The sequence below is a fragment of the Thiocystis violascens DSM 198 genome (assembly GCF_000227745.2).
Classification (GTDB): Bacteria; Pseudomonadota; Gammaproteobacteria; order Chromatiales; family Chromatiaceae; genus Chromatium; species Chromatium violascens.
Window position 1 is genome coordinate 301,441 of sequence record NC_018012.1, and the last position, 18,166, is coordinate 319,606.

At 63.9% G+C, this 18,166-nt stretch carries 17 protein-coding genes; 8 read left to right on the top strand and 9 right to left on the bottom strand.

Features of this window, described 5'->3' with window-relative positions:
- Positions 1–5 precede the first annotated feature (5 nt).
- The 3 genes from THIVI_RS01390 to rapA all read left to right on the top strand — a co-directional run bounded on the left by THIVI_RS01390 (position 6) and on the right by rapA (position 4,315).
- Positions 6–641 carry a response regulator transcription factor gene (locus THIVI_RS01390; RefSeq protein ID WP_014776863.1) on the top strand — a complete coding sequence of 212 codons (636 nt, stop codon included), beginning with the start codon at positions 6–8 and terminating at the stop codon, positions 639–641.
- Between the two features lie 164 nt (positions 642–805).
- Positions 806–1,495 (top strand): Uma2 family endonuclease, encoded by a 690-nt coding sequence (locus tag THIVI_RS01395; RefSeq protein ID WP_014776864.1) that lies wholly within the window; start codon positions 806–808, stop codon positions 1,493–1,495.
- A 30-nt stretch (positions 1,496–1,525) separates the two neighbouring features.
- A complete protein-coding gene (gene rapA / locus THIVI_RS01400; RefSeq protein WP_014776865.1) occupies positions 1,526–4,315 on the top strand; it encodes an RNA polymerase-associated protein RapA in 2,790 nt (929 codons plus the stop codon).
- A 139-nt stretch (positions 4,316–4,454) separates the two neighbouring features.
- Here rapA and THIVI_RS01405 read toward each other — a convergent pair whose 3' ends face one another.
- Entirely contained in the window at positions 4,455–5,021 is a 567-nt protein-coding gene (locus THIVI_RS01405; protein ID WP_014776866.1) for an NUDIX domain-containing protein, read from the bottom strand.
- Positions 5,022–5,346: 325 nt separating this feature from the next.
- On the opposite strand from THIVI_RS01405, the gene phoB reads away from it, so the two are divergent.
- Together phoB and phoR are read left to right on the top strand one after the other, a co-directional pair.
- On the top strand, positions 5,347–6,033 hold the full coding sequence (phoB, locus tag THIVI_RS01410; RefSeq protein ID WP_014776867.1) for a phosphate regulon transcriptional regulator PhoB: 687 nt from the start codon (positions 5,347–5,349) through the stop codon (positions 6,031–6,033).
- A 38-nt stretch (positions 6,034–6,071) separates the two neighbouring features.
- Positions 6,072–7,397 carry a phosphate regulon sensor histidine kinase PhoR gene (gene phoR, locus THIVI_RS01415; protein WP_014776868.1) on the top strand — a complete coding sequence of 442 codons (1,326 nt, stop codon included), beginning with the start codon at positions 6,072–6,074 and terminating at the stop codon, positions 7,395–7,397.
- 33 nt (positions 7,398–7,430) lie between these two features.
- Here phoR and THIVI_RS01420 read toward each other — a convergent pair whose 3' ends face one another.
- The 8 genes from THIVI_RS01420 to aroA form a co-directional block, all read right to left on the bottom strand.
- A complete protein-coding gene (locus THIVI_RS01420; RefSeq protein ID WP_041446764.1) occupies positions 7,431–8,954 on the bottom strand; it encodes a metallophosphoesterase in 1,524 nt (507 codons plus the stop codon).
- Complete coding sequence (locus THIVI_RS01425) at positions 8,926–9,588, bottom strand: ATP-binding cassette domain-containing protein (protein WP_014776870.1); 663 nt, start codon at positions 9,586–9,588, stop codon at positions 8,926–8,928. The genes THIVI_RS01420 and THIVI_RS01425 overlap by 29 nt, the downstream gene beginning before the upstream one ends.
- Complete coding sequence (locus tag THIVI_RS01430) at positions 9,588–10,853, bottom strand: inorganic phosphate transporter (protein ID WP_014776871.1); 1,266 nt, start codon at positions 10,851–10,853, stop codon at positions 9,588–9,590. Before THIVI_RS01430 ends, THIVI_RS01425 begins: the two co-directional genes overlap by 1 nt.
- A 60-nt stretch (positions 10,854–10,913) precedes the next feature.
- Positions 10,914–11,594: a TIGR00153 family protein gene (locus THIVI_RS01435; RefSeq protein WP_014776872.1), complete on the bottom strand. Its 681-nt coding sequence runs from the start codon at positions 11,592–11,594 to the stop codon at positions 10,914–10,916.
- 284 nt (positions 11,595–11,878) lie between these two features.
- Positions 11,879–12,217: an integration host factor subunit beta gene (gene ihfB, locus THIVI_RS01440; protein ID WP_014776873.1), complete on the bottom strand. Its 339-nt coding sequence runs from the start codon at positions 12,215–12,217 to the stop codon at positions 11,879–11,881.
- Positions 12,218–12,295: 78 nt separating this feature from the next.
- Positions 12,296–13,975: a 30S ribosomal protein S1 gene (gene rpsA, locus THIVI_RS01445; RefSeq protein ID WP_014776874.1), complete on the bottom strand. Its 1,680-nt coding sequence runs from the start codon at positions 13,973–13,975 to the stop codon at positions 12,296–12,298.
- Between the two features lie 166 nt (positions 13,976–14,141).
- On the bottom strand, positions 14,142–14,810 hold the full coding sequence (gene cmk, locus THIVI_RS01450; protein WP_014776875.1) for a (d)CMP kinase: 669 nt from the start codon (positions 14,808–14,810) through the stop codon (positions 14,142–14,144).
- Positions 14,807–16,141 (bottom strand): 3-phosphoshikimate 1-carboxyvinyltransferase, encoded by a 1,335-nt coding sequence (gene aroA, locus THIVI_RS01455; RefSeq protein ID WP_014776876.1) that lies wholly within the window; start codon positions 16,139–16,141, stop codon positions 14,807–14,809. The genes cmk and aroA overlap by 4 nt, the downstream gene beginning before the upstream one ends.
- A 214-nt stretch (positions 16,142–16,355) precedes the next feature.
- Here aroA and THIVI_RS01460 point away from each other — a divergent pair, with 214 nt between their 5' ends.
- From THIVI_RS01460 to THIVI_RS01470, 3 genes are all read left to right on the top strand, one after another.
- Entirely contained in the window at positions 16,356–16,652 is a 297-nt protein-coding gene (locus tag THIVI_RS01460) for a PilZ domain-containing protein (protein ID WP_014776877.1), read from the top strand.
- Between the two features lie 62 nt (positions 16,653–16,714).
- Positions 16,715–16,939: a DUF2835 domain-containing protein gene (locus THIVI_RS01465; RefSeq protein ID WP_014776878.1), complete on the top strand. Its 225-nt coding sequence runs from the start codon at positions 16,715–16,717 to the stop codon at positions 16,937–16,939.
- 56 nt (positions 16,940–16,995) lie between these two features.
- Complete coding sequence (locus THIVI_RS01470) at positions 16,996–18,153, top strand: DUF5610 domain-containing protein (RefSeq protein ID WP_014776879.1); 1,158 nt, start codon at positions 16,996–16,998, stop codon at positions 18,151–18,153.
- The last annotated feature ends 13 nt before the right edge of the window (positions 18,154–18,166 follow it).

Genomic DNA, 18,166 nt, shown 5'->3' on the forward strand with positions numbered 1-18,166 from the left:
AACCAATGAACACCGAACCGATCGCCTACATTGTCGACGATGACCCCGCCCTGCGCGATGCGCTCTCCATGCTCCTGGAGTCGGTGGAAATCCGCGCCAGCGTCTTTGCCCGCGCCGAGGATCTGCTCAACTCGGGCGCGCTGACGCAGCCTGGCCCCGCCTGCCTGCTGGCCGATGTCCGCATGCCCGGCATCAGCGGGATTGCACTGCTGGAGCGTTTGCGCGAGGACGGCATCGAGATTCCCACCATTCTGATCACGGGATATGGCGATATCCCGATGGCGGTGCGGGCCATGAAGCTCGGCGCCATCGATTTCATCACCAAACCCGTGAACCATCAGGCGCTGCTGGAGTTGGTTCAGAATACCCTGCGCGACTACAGCCCGGCGGCGGCCCCGGATGCCGGCGCGGATTTGCTGTTACAGCGCTTTCAGGAGCTGACGCCGCGCGAACAGCAGGTATTTCAGTGCATTACCGCCGGACAAAGCAACCGGATGGTGGCCGACGAGCTTGGGATCAGCGTTCGCACCGCGGAATTTCACCGCGCGCGGATCATGAAGAAGATGCAGATGCACAATCTCGCCGATCTCACGCTCGCTCGGGTGACGATTCAGGATCGGCTCTCGCAATCGGCGGGTTGAGTTGCGCTCGATGGATCGAGGCATCGTATACTGAGTTTTCAATCACGGTCGTACCGGGGTGAAACCGCGTCCAGCCGGAGCGGCGCTGCGGTGAGGGTTTTCGTCAGCGACCGTCGGTTTTTAAATGGCGTATCGGTGGATCCCCGATGCCTGGAGGTTGCCTCATGAATCCCCTGTCCCGTATCGATCCCGACGATCCCTATCCGCAGAGCGATGGCGAACCGATGGCCGAGAATACCCTGCAATACGATTGGATCGTCAAGCTCAAGGAAAATCTCGAACTTCGCTTCGCCGACCGCCCGGATGTCTTCGTGGCCGGCGATCTGTTCTGGTACCCGGTGCCGGATCGCCGCATCACCGGTCCTCTGGCGCCGGATGTGATGGTCGCCTTCGGGCGTCCCAAGGGACCGCGCGGCTGTTACAAACAATGGGAGGAGGGCGGCATTGCCCCGCAGGTCGTCTTTGAAGTCCTGTCGCCCTCGAACAGCGCCAAGGAACTGCGCGACAAGCGCGACTTTTACGAAACCTATGGTGTCGAGGAATACTACCTCTACGATCCCGAGCGCAACCGGCTGGAGGTCTGGCTGCGACAGGGCGAGCGCTTGCAGCCGGTCTCGCATCTGAACGGTTGGGTCAGCCCGCGGCTCGGCATTCGATTCGCCTTGAGCCGGGAGCGTTTGGAGGTGTTTCATCCCGATGGGAGTCCCTTTCGTTCGCCGCTGGAAATGGCGTTCCTGGCGCGAGAAGAGCGGGCGCGCGCGGAACAGGCCGATCTGCGCGCGGAACAGGAACATCGGCGAGCGGAGAAATTGGCCGCGCGTTTGCGGGCGTTGGGGATCGACCCCGATGTCTGAGCCAATCATGAGGCGATACCGAACTTTGTTATGTTGACAGCGTGTGAATTTCTCCCCGGCCAGCGTTGGCTGAGCGAAACCCAGGGCGAACTGGGCCTTGGCCTGGTCGAAGCCGTCGAGGGGCGCCACGTTCGGATGGCGTATCCGGCGACGGGCGAAACCCGTCTCTACGCGATGCGCGAGGCCCCGCTGGCGCGGGTCGAACTGGCCACTGGCGAGCGGATCCGCGATCGCGCCGGACAGGCGTTGCGGGTGCTGGAGACCCGGTCGCACGATGGCCTGCTGGTCTATCGCTGCGAGACGCCGGACGGAGACGTCCGCGAACTCCCGGAGTGCGAACTGGATGATCGTCTGCATCTCAACCGACCTCGGCAGCGGCTGCTGTCCGGCCGGCTCGACGGCGATCGGTGGTTCACGCTGCGCTATCGGACCTGGTTGCAGGGGATGCGGGAGGCCGATTCGCCGATCCTGGGTCTGCTGGGCGCGCGGGTCGCCCTGATTCCGCATCAGCTTGCGCTCGCGGCGGAGGTGGCCGGGCGCGATGCGCCGCGCGTCCTCCTGGCCGACGAGGTGGGACTCGGCAAGACCATCGAGGCCGGGCTGATCCTGCACCGGATGCTGCTCACCGGACGGGCGCGGCGGGTCTTGATCGTCACGCCCGAGCCGCTGCTGCATCAGTGGCTGGTGGAGATGCGGCGGCGGTTCAATCTGCGTTTCGCGCTGTTCGACCGCGGGCGTTTCGAGGCCATCGCCGAGTCCAATCCCTTTCAGGCCGAGCAACAGGTGCTCTGTAGCCTGGATCTGCTGGTCTCGCGGCCGGACGCGGGGCGCGCCGTGCTGGACGGGCAATGGGATCTGCTAGTGGTCGACGAGGCCCATCATCTGACCTGGTCCGAGTCGGGCGCTAGCCCGGAATACGCGCTGGTCGCCTCCCTAGCTGAACGCACGCCCGGCGTGCTGCTGTTGACCGCCACTCCCGAGCAATTGGGGCGGGCCGGTCATTTCGGGCGTCTGCGTCTGCTCGATCCGGCGCGCTTTCATGATTATGCGGCGTTCCAGGACGAGGAGTCGGGCTATGCGCCGGTCGCTGCACTGGCCGCGCGGCTGCTGGATGGCGCGGAACTGAGCGAAGCCGACCGGAATCTGTTGCGTGCGCTGCCTGGCGATCTCGACGGACTGAGCCGGGAGGCGATCATCGAACATCTGGTGGATCGGCATGGCACCGGTCGGGTACTTTTCCGCAATACACGCGCCGCCATCCATGGTTTTCCTGAACGCCGGTTGTTGTCCCATGCCTTGCCCGAGCCGGACGTCTATCGCACGCTGGCGGCGGATGCCGTTGCGCGACTCACGCCCGAGCGCGCGCTTGGCGCGGACTGGGTCGAACTCGATCCGCGCATCGACTGGCTGATCGCCACCCTGCGCGCGCTGCGTCCGGCCAAGGTGCTGCTCATCTGCGCCCACGCCCGGACCGTGCTGGAGCTGCGCGAGGCGCTGCTGCGGCGCGCCGGCATCCACGCGGCGATCTTCCACGAAGGCATGGAGATCGTCGAACGCGACCGGGCCGCGGCCTATTTCGCCGCCGCCGAGGATGGCACCCAGATTCTGCTGTGCTCGGAGATCGGCAGCGAGGGGCGGAATTTCCAGTTCGTGCATCATCTGGTGCTGTTCGATCTGCCCCTGGAACCGGATCTGCTGGAACAACGCATCGGTCGGCTCGACCGCATCGGTCAGACCGAGACCATCCGCATCCATGTCCCGGTGCTGACCGGCGGCCCCGGTGAGGTGCTGTTTCGGTGGTATGCCGAGGGGTTGGGCGCTTTCGATGTCATCTGCCCGGCCGCGTCGGCCGTCTTCGCCCAACTGCGCGGGTCGCTCCTGGCCGCGCTGGAGGATCCCGCCAGGACGGATGCGCTGCTCGCGGAAGGGCGTCGTCTCACCGACCGGATCGACGCGGAACTGTCCGCCGGGCGGGATCGTCTGTTGGAACTGCATTCGCATCGCCCCGCCGTCTCCGCCATGCTGGTGGAAACCATCGAGTCGGTGGACACAAGCGGGGACGCCGCCGAATATCTGCGGCGCTTCTGGGACGCCTTCGGGGTCGAGCATGAGCCCGGCCCCGGCGGTTCCGCGGTGGTGCGTCCCGGTCTTCACATGCTGCACGAAACCTATCCCGGCCTGCCGGAAGAGGGGCTCACGGCGACCTTCGCGCGCGCCGATGCGCTGGTTCACGAGGATCGCGAATTCCTGACCTGGGAGCATCCCATGACGCGCGCGACCATGGAACTGCTGACCGCCTCGGATCTGGGCGCCGCCGCCATGACCCTCGTGCGCGACGGGCATGGCAAGTCGCCGACGCTCCTGCTGGAGATGCTCTACGTGGCCGAGTGTCCAGCGCCGCCCGATTTGCAGGTCGGGCGTTTTCTGCCGCCGACCGTGCTACGTCTGTTGCTGGACGCGGAGGGCCGGGATCGGGCCGGCGAGATCGCGCACGATGCCTTGCAGGGCGAGTGTCTGACCCAGAATCTCAAGCTCGCCCGGTCGGTGGTCCAGTCCCAGGCGTCCCGTCTCGCCACCCTGCTCAAGCGTGGCGAGGGGCTGGCGCACGAGGCGCTTGGGGCGTTGGAGACGGACGCGCTGGCGCGCATGCAGGTCTTGCTCGGCGCGGAACTGGAACGTCTGACCGCCCTGGCGCGGGTCAATCCAACGGTACGCCCGGACGAGATCGAGCGCTTGCGCACGCGGCGCGAGTCGCTTGGACAGGCGCTGACCCGGACGGATCTGCGTTTGGATGCGGTGCGGCTGGTGGTGATGGCGTAGAGACAAGGCAATGCCTTGTCTCTACAACGCCGCCATTCACGCCAGCGCGGTCATTGGCGTCCGCCGCCGGTCGGATGGTGGCCGCCGGGGGGGCGCGGCGAATGGGGACATCGCCATCGGTCGGCAATCGATGCAACCGTTAGCAGCCGGGATCTTCGGCGAGCATTTCGACCGCACTTTTGATCAGCGCGCTGGCGCGATAGAGTCCGATCAGGGTTTTGCTGTCGGTGATGGTGCCATCGTGACACCAGTCCAGTGCCTGGCCCAGCGGCAGCCAATGGATTTCGATCACCTCGCCATGTTCGTGTTCATGCGGCAGGCTGGTCAGCCCGCGCGCGAGCCAGAGATGAATCACCTCGGTGAAAATGCCGGGAGAACTGTGCATCATGCCAAGATTGGTCCAGTCCGCCGCCTGCAATCCGGCCTCTTCGGAGAGTTCGCGGCTGGCGGTGTCGAAGGGGGTTTCGCCCGGATCGATCCGTCCGGCCGGGAGTTCCCAGAGCCAGCCCTGGCTGGCGTGACGGAACTGACGCAGCAGACAAACCCGATCCTGCTCGTCCAGGGCCACGGCCGCGGCTCCGCCTGGATGGTGCACGATTTCCAGCTCGACCTGGGCGCCATTGGGTAATTCCACCGTCTCCAGGGCAACCTGGATCACGCGACCCTGATAGATCGGTTCGCACTTCAGGATGTGGCCTTCGCTCATTGCAATCTCCTCATGACAGTTGGCGCGATCTCGGGCGGGGCATGCCGGTCCATGAACCGAACGCTTGAGTCCCAGCCGATCTCTATTCTAAAGGACTCCGGACGCGGCTTCTCGAAAACGGTCCAGTGGCCAACGGCAACCCATGCGTCCGGGACGGGAGCCTGCCGAGGTCGACGCGGTCATCCGACTGTAACCGGACGTCAATAAACTAGAGCGCGAATCGATCCACGACGGGCGGCTTCGCTGGACTCTGACCCGATGCGTATCACGATTCCCTGGCGACGCCGCACGTGTGGCGTCCAGTCTCCCTTCAGGATCCATGGCTATGGCAACTATTCTTGTCGTCGACGATGAACCGGATATCCGCGAGGTGATCCGTTTCGCACTGGAAAACGCACAGTTTCGCGTCATTGAGGCCGGGCATGCGGACGATGCCCGCAAGCTGCTCTCCAACGAAAGCCCGGATCTGATCCTGCTCGACTGGATGCTGCCCGGACGCTCCGGTCTGGAACTCGCCCAGCAGCTCAAACAGAGTCCCAGGACGCGGAGCGTGCCGATCATCATGATCAGTGCCCGCGGCGAGGAGGAGGATCGCGTCAAGGGGCTGGATACGGGCGCGGACGACTATATCGCCAAGCCGTTCTCGCCGCGCGAAATGGTCGCCCGCGTCAAGGCGGTGCTGCGCCGAACCCGGCCCGACGAACTGGCCGACGAGATCGAGATCGGCGGTCTGTGCATCGATCATATCAGTCACCGGGTCAGCGTGGACGGACGCGCGGTCGAGGTCGCGCCGACCGAATATCGTCTGCTGCATTTTTTCATGACCCATGCCGATCGTGCGTTCAGCCGTTCGCAACTGCTCGACCAGGTGTGGGGCGATCAGGTCTATGTGGAAGAGCGCACCGTGGATGTGCATGTTCGCCGACTGCGCAAGGCGCTGGAGACCTCTGGCCATGATCGCCTTCTGCAAACCGTGCGCGGCGTCGGTTACCGTTTTTCAGACAAATCTTGAACGCTGTGTCGGCCGTCTTCGGGGCGCGGAGAGAATTCATGCAAAGCGCTCTGCTCTTTGAACTGAGCTTTCTGCTGGTGCCGATGGCGATCGGAATCGGACTCTGGCTGTCCGGTGTCAGTCCCGCCTGGGTCTGGCCGCTGGCGCTGCTGCCCTATCTGGCGCGCAATTTCTATCATATGCTTCGGCTCGCCATCCTGATCCGCCGTCACCATCGGTTGATACCCCCTTTCCCGCGCGGGGTGTGGGGCGATCTCTATCGCAGCATCGCCCGCTATCAACAGCGCGGGCGCAAGAGTCGCAAGCGGCAAATCCGCTTCTCGCGGCGTTTTCGCGAGGCCGCCAACGCCGTGCCCGATGCGCTGGTCATTCTCGATAAACAACTTCGCGTCGACTGGGCGAATCCGGCGGCGGCCAGACTCATGAATATCCACTGGCCCGAGGATGACGAGCGTCCTTTTACGGAACTCCTGACGAACCAGGATCTTGAGCACTTCATTGAGGCGGGCGACTACATGCGCCCCCTGGACATCGCGCCGGCGCACAATCGCGCCATCATGCTCTCGCTGCGGATCACCCCCTTCGGCGAGCGCAAGAAGCAGCGTCTGGTGGTCGGGCGCGACATCACCAAGATCTACCATCTGAACATGATCCGCCGCGACTTCGTGGCCAATGCCTCGCATGAGTTGCGCACGCCTCTGACCGTGATCGCCGGCTTCCTGGAGCCGTTGATCGATGCGCCGATCACGCCGGACAGCCATCGTCGACCGCTCTCGCTGATGTTTCATCAGACCGAGCGCATGCGCTCGATCATCGAGGATCTGCTCACCCTCTCGCGCCTGGAGATGCAAGACAGTCCCGAAGCGCAAGCGCCTGTCGATGTGCCGGACGAACTGCATCTGATCCTGCAGGAGGCACAGGCGCTCAGCAATGGCCAGCACCAGTTCGAGACCCGGATCGAGGATGATTTGTTACTGGTCGGTCATCGGCCGGAGCTACGCAGCGCCTTCTCGAATCTCATCTTCAACGCCGTCAGGCATACGCCGCCTGGCAGCCGGATTGCGATTGGCTGGCGGCATGACGTCGAGGGGGCGCTGTTTACGGTCGAGGACAATGGCCCCGGGATTGCTCAGGAACATCTGCCGCGTCTCACCGAACGCTTTTATCGCGTCGATTGCGCCCGCTCGCGCGATTCCGGCGGGACCGGACTGGGGCTGGCGATCGTCAAGCACGTTCTGAATCGGCACGATGCGCGTTTGTTGGTCTCCAGCGAGGTCGGCAAGGGGAGCCGCTTCTCCTGTCGCTTTCCGTCCGGTCGTGACATGAGAATCGACCGATCGGACGGCGGCGGGAAGACGTCATGATCGACGAGGGGACAGGACGCCCATCGCGATCGATCAGGAAGCGTCCGGGCGCGCGCCAATTCCGACGTTCACCGCCGCTTGGTTCTCGCTCAAACGCCCGCCACGAGCAAACTGGTTATAGACCTGGAGCAGCGGTTCGGTCGGGTAGATCAAGGGCGCCAGACGTTTCTCGACATGCGCGATGACCCCGACCCAGTCCGGGTTGGCGCCGAAGAGGACGTGATGATGCGCGATCCCGCCGACATTCATCCAGCAGGTCTCCCGGTCGGAGCGCGGTGTGTGACCGACGATGACGGGGGTGTCCGCCTTGACCCCGAGACGTTTGCGCAATCGGGCGAGTTCGCCGGGGCCATAGCCGCTGGGTGAGTGCGGACGGCGCAGACGCGCATGCGTCAGTTGATAGGCCAGCCTGGGGTGTTTCTGGATGTCGACCAGCGCCTCCCGGGAGACCTTGCCGGTCGGCGGTCCGGCGTGACAGGCCAGATAGCCGGATGACATGGCCAGATAGGGCAGGTGGTCATAGAAGCGCTGCATGGCTTCCTGGTACTGGACTCCGCGACCGTCGCGCAGCGCCCTTTCCCAGACGAGTCCCTGCGGGACGCCGCCTTTGTTGATGTCCTCGGAAAAGCTGTCGTGATTGCCCCGCAGATAGAAGACCCGGCCGGGAAATCGCAGTTTGAGCCGGAAGATCAGATCCATCATCAGCATGGAGGTGTCCATCTGGTCTTCCTGGCCGGGTGTGTCGGGCTGCACCGCGTCGCCGAGCAGGATCAGCAGTCCGCTGCCGTCCAAAAGCGCTTCCAGGAACCCGTTTTGGGTCAGGACCACCAGCAGATTATCGAGTCGCGCATGCAGGTCGCCGACGAAAACCGGACGTGGGCGGTTCGGCAACGCCAGCAGACCGCTGGGCCGGCCGTGCGCGTTGGGCACGCGATAGGGTTCGCGCGCCATGATCGCGATCGTCTGCTCGATCAGATCCAGGGCTGCGGACCGCGATGGCGGCTCCAGCGGACCGCCGAGCACTTCCAACAGACGCGCGAGCTTCTGGCGGCGCCAACGCGCCATGCGCTCGACGACATCCTCGCTGGTGAGCGGGGCCACGCAGGCCCCGTCGGTACGCGATTTGTTGCGTAACGCCAGACCCTTGGCGGAGAGCTTCAGACGCAGATGCTGCTGGTCGACCACTTTGGGGTAATGCAGTTGCAGGCGCTGGAGCGGATCCTTGCGCCCGAGGGTCAACGAATCGCCCGGATGGAGTCGGAGAAAGCCGCTGATGTCGAAAAAATAGCTGACCGGATCGAACAGGAGATAGTCGCCCTGGTGGCGCAGCCGGCCATCCGGGTCGAAGCGCAGTTCCGGATAGAGATGCAGCCGGCAGCCTTCCTCACCGCCGAGCATGATCTGGAGCGGGAGGGTCGGGGCCGGGATGCGCACCTTGGCATCGGTCAGTCGCAGCGATTCGCGCAGTTCCACGTCCTCGCAGGCGTCCATGCCCTGCATGAGATCGCGGAAGCGTTTGAGAAAACCTTTACTGGAATGGGATGTCGATGGGGCCATGGTCCGGGTCGCCGGTGTGGTCGTCGATCCGCAGTGGCGGGTCCGCGACCCGTTCGCGCAAGTGCACGATCATACCCTGACGGTGCAAATGCAGGGCGACTCGCGCGTACAGCTCGACCTGCGCGGCAATCTGTTCGGGATCGATCGACTGGTCGATGGGATGGGTACCGCGCTGGGCGCGCGCGGTGCGCGCGGCGGCGATGACCGGCGGCGGCGGCAGGACAAACTCGAAGGCGTAACAGCGGCGCCAGTTGGTGGAATAGAAATGCCGCTTGACCGGCGGTAACCGGATGCGCGCCAGGTCGAGACGCAGCGTTCGCCAGTGCGCCAGCCACTCGGCATCGACGATCGACAGGCTGGCGGGCTGCCCGACGAAGGGCAGGCCGAGATGGATTTCGCGCGGGCGCAGGGCCAGCGCCCGGGCGCGCCACCAGCCTTTGATCCCAAGGTCGATATACCCTTCCTCCGGCCAGCCGCCGAGACGTTGAACCAGGGTGGATTTGCCCGCGCCCGGCGGCCCGGTCACGAGGATCTGACCGAAATGCAGACCCTTGGCAATCGCGATTCCCCGAATCGTCTCCAACTCGCCGACCGGGGCGAGCGGGAGAAAGGGACAGGTTTTCGCAAGCTCCATCAGCCAAAGATCGCCTTAAAGAGATAGAAAAAGAGCGCGGCCAGGATGGCCCCCGCCGGGAGCGTGATCAGCCAGGAGATGACGATATTGCCGATGACGCGCAGGTCGAGCGCGGCGATCCCACGCGACAGACCCACGCCCATGACCGCGCCGACGGCGATATGGGTGGTGGAGACCGGCAGCCCGGTCTTGGAGGCGAGCACCACCACGGCCGCCGCCGCCAGGGTTGCCGAGAAGCCGCGGGTCGGCGTCAGTTCGGTGATCCGGGTGCCGATGGTCTGCATCACCCGATAGCCCATGGTCGCCAGGCCGACGATGATACCGACACCGCCGAGGACCAGTATCCAGAGCGGGAGCGTGGATTCCTGGGGGATCTCGCCGCCCGACTGAATGACGCCGACGACGGCGGCGAGCGGCCCGATCCCGTTGGCGACATCGTTGGATCCATGCGCGAAGGCCATGGCGCAGGCGGTGAAGATCATCATGGGCGTGAAGACTTTTTCGACGCTGGCAAAATGAAAACTGCGATCGGCGGCCGCGTCCACCTCAACCCGGTCGATGAGCAGCTTGCCGATGAAGGCGGTGGCGAGGCCGATCAGGGTGGCCAGAATGGTGCTCGCGACGCCCGATAGGTGCAGGTTGAGATGATCGAGTCCTTTGAAGAGCGTGACCAGACTGACGATCCAACCCACCAGAAAGACATAGACCGGCCCCCAGCGCTTGGCTTGTCGGAAGGGATTGTCCGCATCCAGGATGAGTCGGCGGATGCTGAGCATCAGTAAAATCGCCACGCCCCCGCCCAGAACCGGCGAGATCACCCAACTGGCGACGATCTGGCCGATCATGCCCCAGCGAACCGAGTCGATGCCGATCCCGGCGATCGCGAAGCCGACGATGGCGCCGACGATGGAGTGGGTGGTGGAGACCGGCCAGCCACGCGCGGAGGCAATCATCAGCCAGATCCCGGAGGCCAGCAGGGCCGCCAGCATCCCGTAGACCAGAAGTTCCGGTTGGCCGGTCAGCGCCTGGGTATCGATGATGCCGTTGCGGATGGTTTCGGTGACATTGCCGCCGGCGATGAAGGCGCCGGCGAACTCGCAGATCGCGGCGATCAGGAGCGCCTGCTTGACGGTGATGGCTCCCGAGCCAACCGAGGTGCCCATGGCGTTGGCGACGTCATTGGCGCCGATACCCCAGGTCATGTAAAAGCCGAACAGGATGGCGAGGATCAGAAAGACGGATCCCCATTCGTTGATGATGTCCACGATGTCTCCAGAAGACGCCCGAGCGGGCGGTGGGTCGAGCGGCGCGAGCCGTGCAATGGCCTAGCGCGCGATCAGCGGCAGCAGGTGGTCGCCGACTTTCTCGGCGCCATCGGCGAGATTGCCCACCCATTGAATCAGCTGATGCCAGACGATGACTGTCACCGGATCCATGCGGTCTTCCTGACGGAACAGGCTGCGGGCCAGCGCCATGCCCAGCGCGTCGGCCGCGCGTCCGCGCCGGTCGAGTTCCTCGACCATTTGCTCCACCCGTGTCGCTTCGGCTCCCTGAAAACCGGTTTCGATCAGTTCGTCGAGTTCGTCGATGACCGCCATCGCCTGTGCACAGGCGGCGGTGCAACTCAGCACCAGGGCTCGCAGATCGTCGCGCAGATCCAGGGGAACCGGGATCTCGCGCTGAACCAGTAGACTGGCAATGTCCTTAGCGGTGTCGGCGATGGCGTCCTGGCGATCGAGCAGATCCAGCAGATCGCGGCGGTCGACCGGCATGAAGAGCGAGCGCGGCAGATGCAGGCGGATCTGATGCTTGAGTCCGTTGGCGCGATCCTCCCACGCGAAGATCGTCGTCTTGATCGTCTCCAAACTGTCCGGATCGCCGGCGATGAGCGCCTCGAAGAGCAGGGGCGTTTGCGCGACGCAGTCATTGACGAAACGCATGTGTTCCTGCATAGGCTTGAAGGGGGATCGACCGAACAACGCGCCGATTGGATTGGTGGATTTCATGGACGGATACGCCTCTTTGACGCGGGGTCAGGTCGGGCGACCTGTTTGGTGGTCATGTGATCGCGCGAACCGCTCTCTTGTGTTTGCGGTGCGCGTCGCGCCACGGCGCTCCCGGAGAGCGCTGTGGGGTGCGCCCGCAGCGTGATTTTCGCTGGACTTCGGGATCGGTTTGGACGATTTGCCTTGGTCAACGACAAAATACCGCGCCAGAAATCCGGACGCGGCGCGATCATTGACGGCGAGGGATCGGCAACGCCTGTCGTGGCGCCGAGCCGATCAATTCCTCAGCGGGTGGCGGCGACAGGAATCCTCACCGGTGCCTCGGCTTCCTGAGACTCCTGAAAAGCCTCGTTGACCCGATCCCGGAGTTCCTTACCAGGCTTGAAATGGGGGACGTGCTTGCCGGCGAGGGCGACCGAGTCGCCGGTTTTTGGATTGCGCCCGATGCGTGGCGGGCGGTAATGCAGCGAAAAACTTCCGAATCCGCGAATCTCGATTCGCTCTCCGGACGCGAGCGCTCCCGTCATGCGCTCGAGGATCTTTCGAACCGCCAATTCGACATCTTTGTAGGGAAGATGGTCCTGTTCGGCGGCCAGAATGTCGATCAGCTCCGATTTCGTCATGGTATCGACTCCTGGAAAAAGCCCGCGGGATCCAGCGTTGGATCCCGCATCCAAATGGCAACGGCGAAACCCAGGGATTTAGTTCCCGCGCTGCGCCTCTTCCATCTGTTCCTTGAGAATGTCGCCCAGGCTGGTGCCGCTGGAGGCGTCGCGCGAGTAGCCCTTGATCGCCGACTGCTCTTCTTCCATGTCCTTCGCCTTCATGGAGAGCGAGAGGGTGCGGTTCTTGCGGTCGACCCCGAGGAACTTGGCCTCGATCTCCTCGCCGACCTTCAGCACCGCGCGGGCATCCTCGATACGGTCGCGATTGATCTCGGAGGCGCGCAGGTAGCCCTCGACGCCATCGGCCAGGGTAATGGTCGCGCCCTTGGGATCGACTTCGGACACCACGCCCGTGACGACACAGCCCTTTTCATGCAGGGCCACGAAGCTGGAGAAGGGATCCTTGTCGAGCTGCTTGACGCCGAGCGAGATGCGCTCGCGCTCGGGATCGACCGACAGCACGACGGTTTCCAGCTCGTCGCCCTTCTTGTAGCGACGCAGTGCCTGCTCGCCGGCCTCGTCCCAGGAGATGTCGGAGAGATGAACCAGGCCGTCGATGCCGCCGTCCAGCCCGATGAAGATGCCGAAGTCGGTGATCGACTTGATCTTGCCGGAGACATGGTCGCCCTTCTTGTGGGTGACCGCGAACTCGTCCCAGGGATTCATGGCGCACTGCTTGATGCCGAGCGAGATGCGGCGACGCTCCTCGTCGATATCCAGCACCATGACTTCGACCTCGTCGCCCAGCGACACGATCTTGCTCGGGTGGATGTTCTTGTTGGTCCAATCCATTTCGGAGACGTGGACCAGACCCTCGACGCCTTCCTCGATCTCGACGAAGCAGCCGTAGTCGGCAATGTTGGTGACCTTGCCGAAGACACGGGTGCTTTCCGGGTAGCGGCGCGAGATGTTGACCCAGGGATCCTCGCCCATCTGCTTGAGTCCGAGCGACACGCGCTGACGCTCGCGGTCGAACTTGAGCACCTTGACGGTGACCTCGTCGCCGATCTCGACCACTTCGGACGGATGCTTGACGCGACGCCAAGCCATGTCGGTGATGTGCAGCAGGCCGTCGATGCCGCCCATGTCCAGGAAGGCGCCATAGTCGGTCAGGTTCTTGACGATACCCTTGACCTCCATGCCTTCTTCCAGATTCTTGAGCAGGGTATCGCGCTCGGCGCTGTACTCTTCCTCAACCACGGCACGACGCGAGACCACCACGTTGTTGCGCTTGCGGTCAAGCTTGATGACCTTGAATTCCTGCTCCTTGCCTTCGAGATAGGCGGTGTCGCGCACCGGGCGGACATCGACCAGCGAACCCGGCAAGAAGGCCCGAACCGCGCCCAGGTCGACGGTGAATCCGCCCTTGACCTTGCCGTTGATCATGCCCTTGACGGTGTCGGCGTTCTCGAACGCCTTTTCCAGGAAATCCCACGACGCGAAGCGCTTCGCCTTCTCGCGCGAGAGACGGGTAATGCCAAAGCCGTCCTCGACGGCGTCGAGCGCCACTTCCACCTGATCGCCGACGGCGACTTCCAGGAGGCCCTCGGGGCTGATGAACTGGCTGCGCGGAACCACGCCCTCGGACTTGAGTCCGGCGTTGATCACGACATTGTCCGCCGTGATCTCGACGACCGTGCCCATGAGGATGGAGCCAGGCTGGAGCTGGGTGGTATTCAGACTCTGTTCAAAAAGTTCGGCAAAGCTTTCGGTCATGAGATCCAATTATCCTGAAATACGGCGCGCTAGCCCGCCCCATCCGGAGCGAGGGGTATGGTTGAAATGAAAAGGCCGGCGCAATCGGCGCCGACCCCGTTGTCTGGGCTTGTCCGGTCCGTGATCGAGTTAACTCGATCACGGGCGCGGCGTTGCCCCCTCAAGATCAAAAGACCAGTTCCGGGAAGACGCGCCTCACCTCTTCCAGAACCCGATCGAGCACTTCATTAATGGACAGAGCAGTTGAATCCACCATGACCGCATCCTCGGCGGCGCACAGCGGCGCGGCCAAACGGGCGCGGTCAGCGGTATCCCGCTCGCGAATGTCCTCAATCAGACGTGAAAGATTAGCATCCAACCCCTTTTCTATCAACTGTTTATACCGACGATTCGCACGCACCTCGGGGCTGGCGTCGAGGAAGATTTTCAAGGGTGCGCGCGGGAACACCACCGTGCCCATATCGCGTCCGTCGGCGACCAGGCCGGGGGGCTGGGCGCGCTGGCGCTGCCAATCCATCAGGGCTGCGCGCACCGGCGGATGGACCGCGACGCGCGAGGCGGACATGCCCGCTTGCTCGGTACGGATCGTCTCGGTCACATCGTCGCCGTCCAGCAGCAAACGATCGTCGGCGAAGGCGAGCGGGAGGCTGGCCGCGAGTGTCGCCAGGGCGTCCGGGTCATCGAGTGCCAGTCCGCGGCGCTCGGCGGCGAGCCCCAGCACCCGATAAAGAGCGCCGCTGTCCAGGGTATGCCAGCCAAGCCGCTCGGCGAGCCGGGCGGCGATCGTTCCCTTGCCCGTGCCGGAGGGGCCGTCGATCGTGATGACCGGAATCATGCCCGGACCTCCTCGATCCCGAGACCGCAGCCGGCCGCCAGATCCGCGAAGCCAGGGAAGGAGGTCTCCACATTGGCGCAGTCGCGAATCTTGATGGGGCCGCTCGCCCGCAGTCCGGCCATCGCGAAGGACATGGCGATGCGGTGGTCGCCATGCGCGTCGATGTCGCCCGTGGTCATGGTGGAGCCCAATTGGCCGCCGACGATGCGGATGCCGTCCGGGAGCGGTTCGGCGAGGATGCCGAGTTGGTTCAGCCCATCCGCCATGACCTGAATCCGGTCGCTTTCCTTTACTCGCAGTTCCTCGGCGCCGGTCAGGACGGTTTCGCCCTCGGCGCAGGCGGCGGCGATGAAGATGGCGGGAAATTCGTCGATGGCCAGCGGCACCTGATCCACCGGGATGCGGATGCCTTTGAGTCGAGCGCAGCAGACCCGGATATCGGCCAGCGGTTCGCCGCCCGCGGTGCGTCGGTCGATCAGTTCGATGTCGGCGCCCATGGCGCGCAGAATATTGATGACGCCGACACGGGTGGGGTTGATGCCGACCGCTTCGAGCAGCAGATCGGACCCCGGCGCGATGCTGGCGCCGACGAGAAAAAACGCCGCCGAGGAGATGTCGCCCGGAATCGCCAGCCGACAGCCGCTGAGCCGGCCGCCGCCCGTCAGGCACACCTTGCAACCCTGACGGCGAACCGAATACCCGAAGGCGGTCAGCATGCGTTCGGTGTGGTCGCGGGTGCGCGCCGGTTCGGTCACGCAGGTCTCGCCCGCGGCATAGAGACCGGCGAGCAGAACGCTCGATTTCACCTGGGCGCTGGCCACCGGCATTGCGTAGTCGAGGCCCGACAGATGGGGGACGGGCTCGATGCGCAGTGGCGCGGTGCCCGTTTCGCTGGAGTCGATGCGCGCGCCCATCATCGCCAATGGATCGGTCACGCGGCGCATCGGGCGGCGCGACAGCGAGTCGTCGCCGACGAGCGTGACCGGGAAGGATTGACCGGCCAGCAAGCCGGCCAGCAGTCGCATGGAGGTGCCCGAGTTGCCCAGGTCGAGCGCGCCATCGGGTGCGCTCAGTCCGCGCATGCCGACGCCGCGTACGCGTACCCGACCCGCGTCGGGGCCGTCGATCGCGACGCCCATCCGGTGGAAGGCTGCCAGGGTTGCCAGCGAATCCGCGCCTTCGAGGAAGCCGCCGATGTGCGTTTCTCCCTCGGCGAGGGCCGCCAGCATGATGGAGCGGTGGGAGATCGACTTGTCGCCGGGCACCCGCAGGCGCCCGGTCAAGGCGCCGCCAGGCGCGATCTGAAATCGGAGGTCGGTTACCGCGGCCAATGGGACTCCCGCGCTCGCGCGGTCGGATTTAGACAAACTCGCGATTTTAGTCTTGCAAGAGAGAGTGGTAAACCAATTATTGAACGGAGGAAAATTGTTCCAGGCACTCGCTGCATCTTGCGATCACGGTGCAGGGTCATGGTGTGGCAAAATGGGTTCAAGTGCGAGGTAGTGGCCTGATCGATCATGTGCTAGCTCAGGGGGAAGGCAAATAATGAAGTTACGAGATGAAGAACGGCGGGATTTCATGCGTCTGGCGACCGAGGCCGATGCGAGCGTCACCCGTCTGGCAACGGGTCTGACGCTGTTGACCAGGCTGGTCAATCTGAGCGCTTCAGGGTGTGCGTTTTTCGCCGAGACACCCATGGAGCAGGGCGAGGAAATCGAGTTCACGGTGCAAGGCACGAGCAAACGCATCGAACCTCTCAAACGGGTCGGGCGCGTGGTCAGGGTGACGCAAGGCGAGGCGAGCTATCTCATCGCGGTCGAATTTTTGATCGATCCCGACTGAATCCGGTGAGCGGGCGCGCGATTCCGCCGTCGTGATCGAAGCTCACCACCCTGGCCAGAATCATGCAGCGATTCTATTTCAGCCTTGAGATCACGGCATCCGAGTATCTGCGTTATTACCGGGGCGCTGCGGCCAGGGTGGTCGTCCGTGCCCAGGATGGGCGGAGTCTGTCCTTGCCGGCATCGAATCTGCGTCGCTTTGTCGCGGCCGATGGCGTGCGGGGCAGGTTCCGGCTGACCGTGGACGACGATAATCGTATGGTCTCCCTGGAGCGCGATCAGACCTAAAGAAACAGGTGTGTCCGCCGATAGTTGAACCGAGTCCATCGTTTTCGGAGCACGCCGTGATCAACATCCATTCCTATTCCGCATCCCAAGCGAATTTCCGTTCCCTGACAACCGCGAGCCAGGGCGCGGGTCAGGGACTCAAAACCTTAAACGAACCCGCAAAAGCGCTGTCCAGCCTTCAGGATTCTGGCGCGCTCAGTGCGCTGGCGCGCGAGATTCCCGGCATGGAGGCCAGCGAGTTCAATAATCTGGACGCCAGCGAATACACCCCCGACAAGATTGCCGACCGGATCGGCCAATTCGTCGCGCTGGGTCTGGAAAATGCCCGCGCCCAGGGAAAGTCGGAGGAAGAGGTGCAGTCGCTCTACGACAGCGCCATGAAGGGCCTCGAACAGGGCTTCAAGGAGGCGAAGGAGATCCTCAAGAATCTGGATCTGCTCGGCGGCGGCATCGGCGAGCAGGTGAAGGCGACCGAGGATGCCACCTTTGCCGCCCTGGAAAAGTTATCGCCGGCCAATCAGTCGCAGGGTGTCACCGGAACGGCGACGCTCGGAATCGCCTCCGCCCAGCGCTATCAGCGTGCCGAGGATTTCGAGCTGAGTTTGCAAACCAAGGACGGCGACACGGTCAAGATCAGTTTCAGCCGCGATTTTGCCGCCCAGCAGAGCAATGCCACCGTCATGGACGAGCAGGGCAATCAGGTGTCGCTGATGGATGTCAGCCAGAGCGAGAGCAGCGGCTATCAATTCAAGGTTGAAGGGAATCTAAGCGTCGAAGAGATCGACGCGATTCAGAAACTGGTGGAGGATGTCGGCAAGGTGGCCAATGATTTTTTCCGGGGGGACGTGGAAAAGGCCTTCGCCCAGGTGTCGGATGTCTCCTTCGACGATTCGCAACTGGCGTCGATGAATCTGCGCATGAGCCGGACCGAGCAATACAGCGCCGTCCAGCAGTATCAACAGACCCAGCAGTTGGAAAATCCGGAGCAGGCGCAGTCCGGCCGCCGTCTGGGGCATCTGATGCGCGAGATGAGCGACAGTTTCCAGAATCCCGCCCTGGAGTTCCTGAGTCAGGCGCGCGAGGCCGCCAGCCAGATCATGCGTGGATTGGTCGAGCAGGACAGTCGCTTCCAGGAGGCGTCTCCCGAGCGGCAGTCGAGGTATCAGAGCGACATGGAGCGGTTTTTGAAGGCGGTCGCGGAGCCATCGGCCTAATACGCCTCTGGAC

What these genes read in the sequence shown, in the direction of transcription:
- THIVI_RS01420 (WP_041446764.1), bottom strand. Translation starts at nt 8,954, where the DNA reads ATGGCCCCATCGACATCCCATTCCAGTAAAGGTTTTCTCAAACGCTTC.
- rapA (WP_014776865.1), top strand. Translation starts at nt 1,526, where the DNA reads ATGTTGACAGCGTGTGAATTTCTCCCCGGCCAGCGTTGGCTGAGCGAA.
- THIVI_RS01395 (WP_014776864.1), top strand. Translation starts at nt 806, where the DNA reads ATGAATCCCCTGTCCCGTATCGATCCCGACGATCCCTATCCGCAGAGC.
- THIVI_RS01465 (WP_014776878.1), top strand. Translation starts at nt 16,715, where the DNA reads ATGCAGCGATTCTATTTCAGCCTTGAGATCACGGCATCCGAGTATCTG.
- cmk (WP_014776875.1), bottom strand. Translation starts at nt 14,810, where the DNA reads ATGATTCCGGTCATCACGATCGACGGCCCCTCCGGCACGGGCAAGGGA.
- ihfB (WP_014776873.1), bottom strand. Translation starts at nt 12,217, where the DNA reads ATGACGAAATCGGAGCTGATCGACATTCTGGCCGCCGAACAGGACCAT.
- THIVI_RS01425 (WP_014776870.1), bottom strand. Translation starts at nt 9,588, where the DNA reads ATGGAGCTTGCGAAAACCTGTCCCTTTCTCCCGCTCGCCCCGGTCGGC.
- THIVI_RS01435 (WP_014776872.1), bottom strand. Translation starts at nt 11,594, where the DNA reads ATGAAATCCACCAATCCAATCGGCGCGTTGTTCGGTCGATCCCCCTTC.
- THIVI_RS01405 (WP_014776866.1), bottom strand. Translation starts at nt 5,021, where the DNA reads ATGAGCGAAGGCCACATCCTGAAGTGCGAACCGATCTATCAGGGTCGC.
- THIVI_RS01460 (WP_014776877.1), top strand. Translation starts at nt 16,356, where the DNA reads ATGAAGTTACGAGATGAAGAACGGCGGGATTTCATGCGTCTGGCGACC.
- phoB (WP_014776867.1), top strand. Translation starts at nt 5,347, where the DNA reads ATGGCAACTATTCTTGTCGTCGACGATGAACCGGATATCCGCGAGGTG.
- phoR (WP_014776868.1), top strand. Translation starts at nt 6,072, where the DNA reads ATGCAAAGCGCTCTGCTCTTTGAACTGAGCTTTCTGCTGGTGCCGATG.
- rpsA (WP_014776874.1), bottom strand. Translation starts at nt 13,975, where the DNA reads ATGACCGAAAGCTTTGCCGAACTTTTTGAACAGAGTCTGAATACCACC.
- THIVI_RS01390 (WP_014776863.1), top strand. Translation starts at nt 6, where the DNA reads ATGAACACCGAACCGATCGCCTACATTGTCGACGATGACCCCGCCCTG.